The sequence below is a fragment of the Sulfuricurvum sp. RIFCSPLOWO2_12_FULL_43_24 genome (assembly GCF_001829605.1).
Taxonomy (GTDB): Bacteria; Campylobacterota; Campylobacteria; order Campylobacterales; family Sulfurimonadaceae; genus Sulfuricurvum.
On the sequence record NZ_MIBT01000018.1, the window covers coordinates 1 to 13864 of the forward strand.

The window sequence follows — 13864 nt, forward strand, 5'->3', positions numbered from 1 at the left end:
AAGAACTACCGCATCGGAACCCTTCGTCAACATCTTCACTTCACCCACAAAACCGTCCGTGAAGAGTGTGCATCGGTTCTCACAGGGGATATGGAGCACGAAGTCTATCGGGTCGAAAAAATCCTCTTCGGTCTGGGATTTACACAAGACGATTTGGAGAAAGACCCTCTCAGTTTTTCAGGGGGGTATCAAATCCGTCTCAACCTCGTCAAACTCCTCGTCACCGAACCCAATCTGTTATTGCTCGATGAGCCGACCAACTACCTCGACATCGTCTCTCTGCGCTGGCTGGCAAGCTTTATCCGAGCTTTTGAGGGTGAAGTGATCCTCATCACCCATGATCGCGATTTTATGGACTCGGTCAGTACCCATACGATGGGATTACGTCGTAGAACTATCTCTATCATCAAAGGCAATAGCCATAAATATTATGAGATGATGGAGAGCGAAGATGAACTCTACGTCAAAACTAAAATCAATCACGATAAAAAACGTGAAGAACTTATCGATTTTGTCGCCCGAAACAAAGCCCGTGCTTCCACGGCGGTCATGGCACAGTCTAAACAAAAAGAGCTGGACAAGATGGGAGTTATGGAATCACTCGAAGGGGAAAAAGATCTCTCTTTTTCCTTCTCGTATAAACCTACCCCCGCCAAAATCATTATGCAGGTGAAAGATCTCTCCTTCGGATACAGTGCCGATGAGCTCCTCTTCCATAATCTCTCATTTAATATGGAGAGTAAAAAATGCCTCGCTATCATCGGGAAAAACGGTAAAGGTAAATCAACCCTCCTCAACACCCTCGCAGGGGTTTTAACGCCCAACGGTGAAATCACTTCCCACCCTTCCACCGCCATCGCCCACTTCGGTCAAACGAACATCGACCGCCTCGATAAAAACCGCACCATCACTGAAGAGATCCAAAGTGCCGACAATACGCTTCAAAATGTCCGTATTAGAGGTATCTGCGGAACCATGATGTTCAGCGGCGACGATGCCGATAAAAAAATATCTATCCTCTCGGGGGGAGAGCGCAGCCGTGTCATGCTGGGGAAAATCATCGCCACCCCTGCCAACCTCCTCTTCCTCGATGAGCCGACCAACCACCTCGATATGCAGTCTATCGATTCACTCTGTGACGCGCTCAAACGGTTTGAAGGCTCTGTCGTCATTGTCACCCACTCCGAAATGCTATTGCGTGAGTTAGCCGATCAACTTATCATCTTTCGTGAGGGAAATGCAGAGTTTTTCGACGGTGGATACGATGACTTCTTGGAGAAGATCGGATGGGATGAAGAAATATCTGATGCTCCCAAACCAGTCAAAGTGACTGCGAATGTCAATAAGAAAGAGCAAAAACAGCAGCGTGCCGAACTGATCCAAGAGCGCTCCCGATTGCTGAACCCACTCAAAAAAGAGATCGACTACTGCGAAAATACAATTATGACCCTAGAGGAGAAGGTGAAAACGGCTCACGAACAGCTGATCGTCTACTCCAATCAAGGGGAAAGCGCTAAACTCATGGAACTCTCCAAACAGGTTGCCTCGGATGAAAAGATGATCGAAGAGCTGTTCGAGAGGCTCGAAATTGCCAGTGATGACTTTGAACGAATCACCAAAGAGACCGATGAAAAACTCGAAGCCCTCTAAGGTTCGTCTGGACAAACTCCTCGGCTCGCTTGGGTATTGCGTGCGCAAAGAGGTTGCCGCTCTTCTACGTGAGGGTATCATCACCCACACCGAAAATCTTCCCCTAAAAAGTGATACCAAAGTCTCGCATAACGAAATCCTCTTTGAGAACGAGCTGCTCGATCCTCCTACTGGGATGGTGATTTTAATGCACAAACCTATAGGATTCGTCTGCTCCCACGATGATGGCGAGGGTAAGCTCGTCTATGATCTCCTCCCGCCGCGTTGGAGAATGCGCGACCCGAAAATCTCCACGATCGGGCGGCTCGACAAAGAGACAAGCGGACTACTGCTCCTCACCGACGACGGACAACTCCTCCACCGCCTCACCTCTCCGCGTCACCATGTTTCCAAACTCTACGAAGCGACTCTTGATCGACCACTCCGAGGTGACGAAGCAGAGATTTTCGCGTCTGGAACGCTGATGCTGAACGGTGAAAAAAGCCCCTGCCTACCCGCTAAATTGAAAATCATTGATGAGACTCATGTGACACTAGAGATCACCGAAGGACGTTACCATCAGGTACGGCGAATGTTTGCAGCGGTAGGGAATCATGTCACTGCACTGCATCGCTCTAGCTTCGGGGATTTGAGGCTTTGGGATTTAAAAGAGGGGGAGTATCGGTTACTTGACCTAGAGGAAATGGCAAACTAATCCGTCATTCCCGACTTGATCGGGAATCTAGCTTTTTTAAATAATTCATGGTATATCTTTTATACATATATCCACAAATCTATTTCCATAGTTTGTAAATTTTAATGTATAATTTGTCCTACTTTTAAATTCAAACTTATCTGAGCCTGGTATGGAAAGACCATTTAAACTCATAAAATTTTCTTCAATTTCTTGTGTTCTTGTTTCGATAACTTCCATTATTCTTAACCTTTGCAGATTATCGTAATATGTATTGGAATTTTCTTGTGAAATGTTGATTTCGATACAAATTTTATTAAACTTATTTATCAACGACATCGGCTGCCCCATATATTTTGTTATATGCAAAAAGTTACATATAATAGGGTATGACTCTTTATTAGAGAGTAATTGTAGAAGTTTTGCTTCTTCTACTGTCAATTGTTTAATTACTTCAACATATGATGGATGTGTTTTGTCAGTTGTATTTTTATTTAATGCTTTAGCAAGAAGATTTGCATACATTTCTCGTAACTCTTCTTTGTGACCGGCAAACTTCAATGCTTCTAACGCAGGTCCTGCAACTGTTGGATCTGGTGCGCAAATATCTTCTATTGAAACATCTTTTAATTTTTCTACAACATCTTTTTCAAAAAAGTCTTTAAATTTTTCTGCTCCCCAAATCACTCCACTAATTGGAAGTAAAGCAACATTAATAGCTTTAGCAACTGTTTCTAAAGATTTTCCAAGTTCTTTAACTGCAGGTTTTAATCCATCTTCGTAAACTGGAACAGCTTTCAATAATTCAGTCGTCGCATTAATCAAATCAGCTGTGTTGGACTTCCTATTATTTTTTTCTATATCATCCACGTTTTTCATTCCAATCTAAATCTTAAATTTTTAATTCAATGCAACGCATAAGAATAAACGAAAAATACTAAAAACTAGATTTCCAATCTACTCTAAAGAGTACGCAATGATTACCCATGCGCCTTTAATCCATCCGCAATTAGCATCTTTAGATACGACTGGTAGGGAATGTCATTTATATTAGATTTTGCCCGTTATTTATGTTTTTTTCGCATTAATACGATACCACGTGCATCCTGCACGATCCCCTCTTTATTAATATTCAAATACTCAAAATATATCCGAATCGCTATGTCGGCATTTTCAGCCGAATAAATAAAGTATTCCGAAGAGATATTTTGATTAGGTGTTACAGGTTCCTCCATATCTTCATCCTTTTGGATTTGCATCAGCCGTTTTGCAAATGTAGAAATATCAAATTCACCTATCTTCAAACCATTTTCTCTGATAACAATATTATTTGGACGACCTGATTGATCTATTTCAAAATTATTATGCAATATCAAATGATCATATCCAGCTATCAGGATCGATTCATTTCCATCCCAGTAATGATTAAAAGATCGGTTTTTTGATTCAGAGTACGTACTGTATTTCTGGCTACATTCCCATTCATTTAAATGTTTAAATCCTAACTCTTTGGTTGCAAATTGTGCAAAACTATACTCGTGTCTATTTTGAGTAGCTATATGCTTAGCATCATATTTTTTTAGCGTCTCCGGCATTATTTCAATCAAATATTCTTTATTTTGATGATGTTCTAAAAGATCTAATGCGCTCGAAACTGCGCATCGTACCTCTTTGGGTGTCTTTTGCGAGAAATGGGGATTTTCTGCGAGTAATTTCATTAATCTATCGGCTTGCGATCTGGCACTTACTTCATACGCATTTAATTTCCAGCCATATTGACTAATCAATAAAAAAAGAGCTAAAAGAATAAAAGGATATTCGTACCTAATGACTTTGCTTATGATCAAATAGACAAATGTGATTCCGAACCAAATTCCCAGCATAGTCACCATGTATCGGTCACTGCTCCATCCGTATTGCGATACCCTCATGTATATGGCAATAAAGAGCAGACTCAACTGCACCAAAGCAACACCGATTAAAAGTTTGCGATATTTTCCTCCTATCGGTGTCCAAAATAAGTATGTAGCCAATGACAATGAAGCAAAAACCAATGATAGCCATACCAAAATCCCGTTTGGCCATTCTTGTGTCAGAACTATTTTTAGCACATAACCCGATAAAATCACCGCATACACCGAAGCGATTGACGTCAATATGTATTTAACGAAAAAATTTCCGAAACGGTTATAAAACGCTTTTGAAATATCTATATCGCTTAGCTTCAATGCAGCCAAGAAATAGTGACTACTAAAAAGTCCCATAATGATGACAAAAAGGTAAATGTAATATTTCCCGTTTACGGTAAACTCAAACAACACGGATGATGCTTTTATTGCTCCTGCTAAACCGCCATAAAGGATAAAGCCAAAAGCACTACTGCTTATAAGAGCCAACAGAATATTAAGTGCCCATGCCCAAAATTCTAAATTTGATCCTCTCTTTTGCAAAAATGGCAATACTGCCAATAAAATAAAAGAAATAACATTGAGTACAAAAAATTTATTTATAAATGTTGGATCATACTCAGGCATAGAGAAAAAATAGAGTAGGATAAGCAATAAACCACTTCCGAGAGTTATCATATCTCTACGCCAATGGTACAATGCACTGAGCAAGAAAAATCCGAAAGAGGAAGCATATACTATCTTTTGCATCGTTTCATTATGAAAATGATCATCAACCAAAACCAAACAAGCAAGCGTAAAAATCACAGCAAACACGGATGCCAGAGGATAGAGTTTTACTGAATAAAGGAGTTTATCTCTCAGTATCGCCATAGAAATTTTTATATTCATAAAAAAACCTTTTTAATGATTTAGTGGTATTTTACACACTTTTCGATAAACTACCGTCGCTGCAAAAATCCCAACCGCATCCGCCAAAAGATCAAACCAGTCAAATGAGCGACTTGGAAAATAGAGCTGACTCACCTCTTCGGCAAACGCAAAGCTCATTACAAGCAACGTCCCGATCTCTATCCTAAACCACCGTTTCCCATTTAACCCGTAATTGAGCAAATACACCATGATTCCATACAAGATGGCATGAGCAATTTTATCGCCGTAGGGGATCATCCCCACCACATGAAACGCGAAGTTATAGTTTGCCGTATCGGCTTTATAGATTATCCCCAATAGGAGAAGAAAAAACAGCCCCGGATAGAGGAGCCGTTTAAGAGGGTTCGGTTTTACTGCTGTTTCCATCGGTTTACGCACTCATTCTTTGATGATTTTTTTTCCATGCTTTGTACGATTTCTCATCTGAAAACAAAAACGCGACGTTCTCTGACTCCAAAGCTTCTATTCTCATCTTCGATACGCTATAACGCTTCCCATCAGGGATATTTTCGCTGTCAAAATCCCAGCAAATACGATCCCCTCTCTCATTTCGATAATCGAATAACCCGCTGATGTTACGATGCAATACATCTATACTGTGAATGGTTACCCCTTCTTCGCTCAAGAGTTCTACCATTTCCAGTGCTTCTGAACGCTTTAGGGCATAAAATTGACCGCCGTTGTGTTCGCTCATATCGATACCAAAACTTTTATAAAAATCAAAAACTTTCATTGGAAGCCTCCACAGTAGGATTGATTGCAACGATTGCAGTGTTACGTTGCGTCGTATAATACAATTGTGTATCACCGTATTTTTGGATCAGCTTGCAACGTCCGTAATGGTATTGCATCGCTGAGTTACAACTCCCTTTTGAAAAGTTGACGCTCAACATCACGGGAGTCCGTGTCAATGCCGGTAATGCGTCTATCGAGAGATTTGAGAGCATCTCGGTATCGAGTTTGGTAGGGTCATTTTGAAATTTTGCTACATTATGAGAGGCAATCATATAATCGACGTTGAGGGAAGCTACGAGGGTAAACGCTATCAACCCCATAGCCGTCACGGTACTCAAAATAACATGATACGATTGACGGATAATCATGAGGACGATTCCTACAACCAACACCGCGATTAGGAAGTACTCAAACCACTCTACATAGTAGCGCAACGTCGTCATCCCCATGAGTGTTTGATACAAGTGCATCTTTTTAAGCGACGCGATTCCCATGATGACCGTTTGTACCATAAATAGTCCCATCAAAATTTGGATACTCATCTCCCCTTTATAACGGCGCATCATCCCCAAAAAGATAACGACGACCAGACCAATGACCCATGCGAGTTGGAAGAACCCTTGACGAGCGAACTGAGCGTGTGTAATCCCCGATTGGGTAATGTACGCTTCCCCTCCGAAGAGATAGGCAATCTGAAAAGCCAAAAAGGCAGCAAAGAGGGTATTAAGTCCCCCTAAAAAAATCCCGACGATCACTTTGTCATAAGCTTTTGCCTCATCATTGCTAGGACGTTCCGCACGGTTGAGATAGCTGTAGAGATAGACCCCTAAAAAGAGGAAAAAATAAAGCGGTACCGATATCATCTGATCGATTTTCGGAATCGCGAAGAGTTCGATAATTCGATTTACGGCGCTGTTGAATTTGGTATCGGCGTTCATGAATAATGCCAAAAATAATGCGATAAACGGTACGGTGACAAGCACCCCTTTGAATATCCGCTTATAGATCGAATAGTTCGGATTGAGTGCGAACAGATTAGAAAAAAACGCTCTGAAATATTTCCACGGCGAAAACGCAACCAATAGCCTCGGAATCAGTGTTTGATACAAATGATCAACTTTGTGCATACTCGTGAGGTAGACAATGAGAATCGCCGAGACGATAATCGCGGGGAGATAAGCTTGTGTCAAGGTGTTGTTATAAATAAACACATCGGCGATCCATACCGTCACAAACGGAAGTATCCAAAGCGTATAGCGGTTAATCACTTGTGCACTCAAAGCCAAATATAGCATCGGAATCATCGCAATAAGAAAAAAGAGGATATTCCCCAACCCGACCGCATTTTTCGGGACAAAAAACGATTGAAACAGCGCGAGTACCAAACTCACCCCGATCAACGTCACACTAAACCATCCATTTGCAAAACGGTTCCCCTCTAAATCTACCGTACGAATCTCTTCTGTTAAATTAGCCATGATTTTCTCCTTGAAACGCTCTCATGAGTGTTTTAGCCGATCGAGTATCGATCTGCGCACCTAGCTGCTCAAATATCGTGTAGTATCCCAACAATGTACGATTCAAAAAGAGATACTCTTGGTTAAATTTGTGCACCGAATGGGTCTGTTTTTTCTGTACTTCCAAGATAGTCTCAAACCCTTTTTTAGAAAAACTGTAGCTTGTACCGAAATCGTAACGCTCTCCTCTAAGAACCCCAATATAGATCGAATCAAGCGGCTGGATAATCTCGCGGTAAAAATTTCGCATGGTCTCCACATCGCCAAAATCGATCATTTTTAGTTCCGCGTATTGACGGACGATCGTATCCTCCTCCACCCCATCAATCAATGAGAGGTGAAGAGCGTTGTACCGTACCAAAAAAGTCTCATCGACGTATTTGATACACCCAAAATCGATCAACCCCAGTTGAGCATTTTCCATAAAGATAAAATTACCCGGATTGGGGTCGGCATGGATCGCTTTGAGACGATACAACGAGATAAAAAATGTGTCGAACAAGATTTGAGCGTAATGGTTACGCTCCTCTTGGGTCGGATTTGATTGTAAAAATTCACCGAACGTCTGCCCCTGAACATACGAACATCCCAACAGTTTGGAAGTGGAAAGCTCAGGATAAAACTCCGGTATCACGATATTGGGATGGACAAGATTGTTTTTAAAGAACATAAGGTTTTTCGCTTCATACGTGTAATCCACTTCCTCAAAAAGGCGTTGATTAATCTCTTCGATCAAATGATCGACATTTTGCCCTTTAGCAAAACGTTGCAACATAAACTTCACCATCCCCATATCAGTAGTAATCGTCGTGGCAATACCGGGATATTGCACCTTGAGCGCTACCGTTTTGCCCCAATATTCCCCTTTATGCACCTGCCCCAAACTGGCACTCCCAAACGGTGTCGATTCAAAGCGCTCAAACACCTCTTCGGGGTAACGCTCCAGTTCTTGTTTCACGATTTTACGGATCAAAGCACGGTTAATCGGAGGAATGGCATTAAACGATTTGCTAATCTCACCCTGATAACTCTGCGGTAAAAACGGCAGTGCCAACATCACCTGCTGAGCGATTTTGACCGATACCCCTTTGAGTTCCCCCAATGCTTCGATGATAATCTTCGCCGTATCTTCGTGAGTTTGCTCGTGAATCGATTGGTGGGTATGGTTAGAGGCGAGCATTTTTCGGATTGATCCTTTCGTATGGTTCGCCCCGATTTTTATCAACGTCTTACCGATCACTTTGCCACGTGCGATAGTACTGAGCGGGATCGACTTATCCACGGAAAACCTCCCCCAGCTTGCGTTTGATTTTCCCCATACGGCTTGGCTGTGTCGACAAACGTGTCAAAGCGGAGAGAAGATGGTTTTTAAACAAAAACATCCCTAAATCCGAAGCCTTGTTTAGCAAACTCGAATTTAAAATTGCCTCGATCACCCCCATCGAGTGGTCAATAAACTGGGTAGTGTTTTCGAACGATTTACTTTCATCTTTGACCCAGTACGCCACTACCACGACAAAATAATCCCAAAACAGCTTTGGCAGATACTCTTCAAACGGAGGCTTCTCGATCTCACCCGCTTCGATGGCGATAGAAATCATCTCAGCGGCAGTATCAACGAAGAGGCGATTGGTCGCATAAAGCGAATCGAGTTTGAGTGAAGAGGAGTGAAATACCATCTCTGAGATTTGGAGAATAAATTCACGATCTTCGAGATAGAGTTCGAGTTCGGTTTCGATGAGGGTTTGAAGCTGTTCACGCAACGTATAGTTCTCAAACCCCTCGATAGTTCCCAAAATTTCGCGTGTTTGCTGATGCTTCCACTCGATATAGGCGTAGAGCATCTGCTCTTTAGTAGGGAAATAGTTATAAATCGTCGGATTGCTCACGCCTGCACGTTGCGCTATCTCACGCATCGAAGCATCTTTGAATCCTTTTTCGATGATCAATTCAACACCTGCCGCCAAAATTTTCATTTTGGTGATTTCTTTATTTTCCTGAGAGATTTTCATATCGCCTCCTCATTTATTTAACGTAGTATATATTAAATGCATTATTATTGTCAAGTATTTTATAGTAAGTTAAATATAAAGAGGAAGATTGATAAAAAATGAGTAATATGGAAAGCAGCAATCGAAGTTATCCGTATAAATAATTCTTCTTCCAATTCAATTAAATACTTGTAGCAATTTTTTAAAAAATTAGATAATATAACAACAATTATAAATTCTATGGATTAGATAATATGACTGATGAAAAATTGAATAATCTTTTAACTACTGCCCAGTTTTTCTGCGATGCTTCTAGAAAGCTACTTACAGAAAATGGACGGCTTCATGCGGAGACACTTATCATATCATTAGCCAGAATGGCTGGTTCACTAATGTATAGAAGCTTTGAGTTTGACAATTCGATTACATCCGGTACTGTAGTTCTTTCTGATCAGGCTAATATACATGGTCCCAAACTCATGCATACTATGTTTGCCGTGTTAAATCAAATGGGAAACGAAATAGGTGAAAACAACCTCAATATGGAGTATGCTTCCCCAAAAATTTCACAACTGACATTTCAGGAATCTCATGATAAATTATCAACTTTTTTTCTCGCATACTGTAAAACAGGCGTCAGCTTTTATGATGCGGCTATTAGTGCTTCAATAGCCGTCGGTATCACCGTTAATGATTGCAAAGAAGTCCTATCTGTAGATAAAGGAGCCGCTATAGCAGTCTATGGATTCATAGAAGGAACTAAAACATCGCCGTATTGATAGACAATATTTACTGTCCATCAATACAAAACATATCATTCACATAAAAAGGAATACAACATTTGAAAAAATTTACTTTAGCATCACTTCTTCTTTTAGGTTTCGGTTTTTCGTCACAAGCTTACGCAGGACACCTCATGTTCGGTGATAAAGAATCGATCACTCACATCGCAGATACTTCTATCACTACTCCAGATGGTAAACATTTATACCTAGGACAACTTATTGCAAGACATTCTTTTTTGCTCCCTTACTCTGTCGAAGATAAAGGATTAGTATTAGGTGTAACTGGAGAATCGACAATGTATATGCCTTTACCGAAAGGAGAAGGATTAAGTGCTCTACAGAGTTCCGGTTTATTACCTGCTGAATTGCCAAAGACAAAATTGAGTTTTATAGACTATCTTTTTGGTTATGCATTAGAGCTGTTTATTCTAATAATGCTCGGCTATACATTCTTTAAAAAACAGTTTGCTAAATAAAAGATACTTTGCAAAAAAAGAGGCCTCTATGCAAAAATTTGCCTTCATTATGCTTCTAATTTTGTCAATTTCAATAAATGCCTTTGCCGAAGTAGAAGAAGACCATCAATATGAAAAACAAAGAGCATCTGAAAAAAAAATTGCACTCAAAAATATCCCAAAAACAATAGAACAATATGCCAGTACTCTCGGTTGTAACGTTTATTTTGAACCTAAAAATGTCGTTGAATATCAAATGGATAACAAAACCGTTTATGTAGGCTTGCTCGGAATAGATACTGGTTGTTCCGGCGGCTCCGCGATGGGTAGGCCATTGATAGTTACTTTAACTTGGGGGCTATCTTATAACTATTCACTCTATATTGATTCCAAATATTCATTACCACATCAAACAAATGAACTACCTCAGAATATGTCAAAAATCTACGTACATAACAATAAACTTTGGTATGAAGCGAAAGAGTTTGATTTTACTAAAGATGCTCTTTGTTGTCCTTCTGTTCCTGTAAGAGGTGAATTACGTTTTGAAAATGGAATGTGGAAAGGTTATCCTATTTCTAAAAAATAGCTAGATTCTCTCCTACGCGGGAATGACACAATCATCCATGTGCTTTTAATCCATCCGCAATCAACATCTTTAGATACGACTGATAGAGAATGTCATTTTTATTGGCTTGAATTTTGAGTGTTTCGATCATATCGACAGGCATACGAATCGAGATCGTTTTCGCGCTTTTTTGAAGATTAGGAAGCCGTGTTTTTTTGGCTTTATCCCAGTCGATGTACTCGGTCGAGTCATGCTCGTCCCAAAACGCTGCGATCTCTTCTTCGGTTTTTAATTCAGGCATTTTTTTCATAGTATCTGTATTGTATCAAATAATGCCTCTGCCTATAAGATATTAAAGCTTTTCCCCTCTTAATCTCAATGCATTTGTAATAACCGATACCGAACTGAAGCTCATTGCGAGAGCCGCGATCATCGGTGAGAGCAAAAGACCGAAGAAGGGATACAACACCCCAGCGGCAATCGGTATCCCTGCACTGTTATAAATGAACGCAAAAAAGAGATTCTGGCGGATATTGCGCATCGTCGCACGGCTGAGACGGCGTGCGCGGACGATCCCGCGAAGGTCTCCTTTGATGAGGGTGATCCCCGCGCTCTCCATCGCGACATCCGTTCCGCTCCCCATCGCAATCCCCACATGTGCCTGAGCCAATGCGGGGGCATCGTTGATCCCATCCCCTGCCATAGCGACGATATGCCCCTCATTCTGGAGCCGTTTTATCGTTTCGGCTTTTTGCTGCGGCAATACTTCGGCTTCGACCCGATCAATCCCTAGTCGGGCGGCAACCGCTTCGGCGGTGATACGGTTGTCCCCGCTTACCATCACGATGACTATCCCCTCCTCGTGCAAATCACGGATCGCCTGCGCGGTGGTCTCTTTGATCGGATCGGCGACCCCGAGTATCCCAACTAGGGTTTCATCGACGGAAAGGAACATCACGCTCTCCCCTTCTCGGCGCAAATCATCCGCCGCAGCCATAAGCGCGACGGTTTCGATCCCCATCTCTTCCATAAACTTGACATTCCCCAGTGCGACAGTCTCCCCTTCAATAATCCCTACGACCCCTTTGCCCGTTACCGATCGAAACTGATACGTTTCACTCAAGGATAATCCTCTCTCCTGCGCGCCGTTCACTACCGCTGACGCAAGAGGATGCTCGCTCCCTCTCTCCAGCGAAGCCGCCAAAGTAACAATCCTATTTTCATTCCACCCCTCTTGGGAAATAACAGAAACCAGTTTGGGTTTTCCCTCCGTCAGCGTCCCCGTTTTATCGACGACGAGGATATCGATTTTTTCCATTGTCTCCAGCGCTTCGGCATTTTTGATCAGAACACCTGCCGTTGCCCCTTTGCCCGTCCCCACCATGATCGATATGGGGGTGGCCAATCCCAGTGCGCACGGACAAGCGATGATCAGCACCGCTACGGCATTGACGAGAGCATACCCGAGCGATGGTTCAGGTCCGAATAGATACCAAACAATAAACGTTATGAGCGAAATCAAAATGACCACGGGGACAAAATAACCCGATACTCTGTCGGCACTCTTCTGAATCGGTGCACGGGAGCGCTGTGCCTGCGAAACCATCGCCACAATTTGGGAAAGGAGCGTATCGGCTCCCACTTTCTCTGCCTGCATAATCAGACTACCCGTCGTATTAATCGTCGCACCGATCAGATGCTCTCCCTTTTTTTTGGAGACGGGAATCGGCTCTCCTGTCACCATCGATTCGTCCACATGACTCTCCCCTTCGATCACGTCACCGTCCACCGGTATCTTCTCTCCCGGACGGATTCGGAGTCTATCACCTGAGTGTACGGCATTGAGCGGGATATCTTCTTCGCTGCCGTCTGAGCGGATAATACGCGCGCTCTTCGGCGTCATTCCCAGCAAAAGGCGGATCGCATCGTTAGTTCGGCTGCGGGCGCGAAGCTCCAAAACCTGCCCCAGCAAGACGAGGGCAGTGATGACCGATGCCGCTTCAAAATAGACCGGAACAACCCCATGCATAAACAGATTTTCGGGGAAAAGTGCAGGGAAAAAGACGGCACTCGCACTGTACAGCCATGCACTTCCTACCCCCAGTGCGATAAGGGTAAACATATTGAGATTTCGGCTCAGAAGAGAGTGCCAGCCGCGTACGAAGAAAATCCAACCTCCCCACCATACGACAGGTGCGGAGAGTATCAGTTCTAACCACTGGCGCTTTTTTGGATCGATAAGCGCATGAAAAAATTCAGGCGACATATCTGAACCCATAGCGCTGATTAAAACAAAGAGTGACAATACGCTACTAAGCCAAAAACGACGCATAATCGCATCGTATTCGGAAGTATCGTCTTCGAGCTGCACTGTTTTTGGTTCAAGTGCCATACCGCATTTAGGACAGCTCCCCGACCCAATTTGCTCCACTTCAGGATGCATGGGGCACGTATAGATAGCGGTATCGACGGCACAGCTATGATTATGACACGATACGGAGGGGGGTTCGGAAAGGTAGTGTTCGGGATGCTCTTCAAATTTGCGCTGACAATGAGCGGAGCAAAATAGATAATGTTGAGCCTTATAATCGCTTTGGTACGGCGTCGAGGGGGAAACCTCCATTCCGCAGACAATATCTTTTGCCATCGG

14 protein-coding genes are annotated in these 13864 nt (G+C 42.6%); 5 read left to right on the forward strand and 9 right to left on the reverse strand.

Features of this window, described 5'->3' with window-relative positions; translation table 11 throughout:
- Window positions 1-1650, forward strand: a 1650-nt coding sequence (locus A3G19_RS01855; protein WP_294870279.1) for an ABC-F family ATP-binding cassette domain-containing protein, incomplete at its 5' end; no start/stop codon positions are given.
- Complete coding sequence (locus A3G19_RS01860) at window positions 1628-2344, forward strand: 16S rRNA pseudouridine(516) synthase (RefSeq protein ID WP_294870281.1); 717 nt, start codon at window positions 1628-1630, stop codon at window positions 2342-2344. The genes A3G19_RS01855 and A3G19_RS01860, both read left to right, overlap by 23 nt.
- Before the next feature lie 45 nt (window positions 2345-2389).
- On the opposite strand, the gene A3G19_RS01865 is transcribed toward A3G19_RS01860, so the two are convergent.
- The 7 genes from A3G19_RS01865 to A3G19_RS01895 all read right to left on the reverse strand — a co-directional run bounded on the left by A3G19_RS01865 (window position 2390) and on the right by A3G19_RS01895 (window position 9427).
- On the reverse strand, window positions 2390-3193 hold the full coding sequence (locus tag A3G19_RS01865; protein WP_294870284.1) for a DUF4393 domain-containing protein: 804 nt from the start codon (window positions 3191-3193) through the stop codon (window positions 2390-2392).
- A 194-nt stretch (window positions 3194-3387) separates the two neighbouring features.
- Window positions 3388-5121, reverse strand: coding sequence for a DUF4153 domain-containing protein (locus tag A3G19_RS01870; protein ID WP_294870285.1), 1734 nt, complete (start codon window positions 5119-5121; stop codon window positions 3388-3390).
- 12 nt (window positions 5122-5133) lie between these two features.
- Window positions 5134-5529 (reverse strand): VanZ family protein, encoded by a 396-nt coding sequence (locus A3G19_RS01875; RefSeq protein WP_294870287.1) that lies wholly within the window; start codon window positions 5527-5529, stop codon window positions 5134-5136.
- 4 nt (window positions 5530-5533) lie between these two features.
- Window positions 5534-5896 carry a hypothetical protein gene (locus tag A3G19_RS01880; RefSeq protein ID WP_294870289.1) on the reverse strand — a complete coding sequence of 121 codons (363 nt, stop codon included), beginning with the start codon at window positions 5894-5896 and terminating at the stop codon, window positions 5534-5536.
- On the reverse strand, window positions 5883-7376 hold the full coding sequence (locus A3G19_RS01885) for a DUF4173 domain-containing protein (RefSeq protein WP_294870292.1): 1494 nt from the start codon (window positions 7374-7376) through the stop codon (window positions 5883-5885). Before A3G19_RS01885 ends, A3G19_RS01880 begins: the two co-directional genes overlap by 14 nt.
- On the reverse strand, window positions 7369-8697 hold the full coding sequence (locus tag A3G19_RS01890; RefSeq protein ID WP_294870293.1) for an AarF/ABC1/UbiB kinase family protein: 1329 nt from the start codon (window positions 8695-8697) through the stop codon (window positions 7369-7371). The genes A3G19_RS01885 and A3G19_RS01890 overlap by 8 nt, the downstream gene beginning before the upstream one ends.
- A complete protein-coding gene (locus A3G19_RS01895) occupies window positions 8690-9427 on the reverse strand; it encodes a TetR family transcriptional regulator (RefSeq protein WP_015653181.1) in 738 nt (245 codons plus the stop codon). Before A3G19_RS01895 ends, A3G19_RS01890 begins: the two co-directional genes overlap by 8 nt.
- A gap of 233 nt (window positions 9428-9660) precedes the next feature.
- Between A3G19_RS01895 and A3G19_RS01900 the strand changes: the two genes are divergently transcribed.
- The 3 genes from A3G19_RS01900 (at window position 9661) to A3G19_RS01910 (ending at window position 11235) form a co-directional block, all read left to right on the forward strand.
- Window positions 9661-10185, forward strand: a complete 525-nt coding sequence (locus A3G19_RS01900) for a hypothetical protein (RefSeq protein ID WP_294870295.1) — start codon at window positions 9661-9663, stop codon at window positions 10183-10185.
- 62 nt (window positions 10186-10247) lie between these two features.
- On the forward strand, window positions 10248-10667 hold the full coding sequence (locus A3G19_RS01905) for a hypothetical protein (RefSeq protein ID WP_294870297.1): 420 nt from the start codon (window positions 10248-10250) through the stop codon (window positions 10665-10667).
- A 28-nt stretch (window positions 10668-10695) separates the two neighbouring features.
- On the forward strand, window positions 10696-11235 hold the full coding sequence (locus tag A3G19_RS01910; RefSeq protein WP_294870299.1) for a hypothetical protein: 540 nt from the start codon (window positions 10696-10698) through the stop codon (window positions 11233-11235).
- A gap of 31 nt (window positions 11236-11266) precedes the next feature.
- Here the strand turns inward: A3G19_RS01910 and A3G19_RS01915 are convergent, their stop codons facing one another.
- Both A3G19_RS01915 and A3G19_RS01920 read right to left on the reverse strand, forming a co-directional pair.
- Window positions 11267-11524 (reverse strand): BrnA antitoxin family protein, encoded by a 258-nt coding sequence (locus tag A3G19_RS01915; protein ID WP_294870300.1) that lies wholly within the window; start codon window positions 11522-11524, stop codon window positions 11267-11269.
- 42 nt (window positions 11525-11566) lie between these two features.
- Window positions 11567-13864: heavy metal translocating P-type ATPase (locus tag A3G19_RS01920; protein WP_363921339.1), on the reverse strand; the 2298-nt coding region annotated here is incomplete at its 5' end.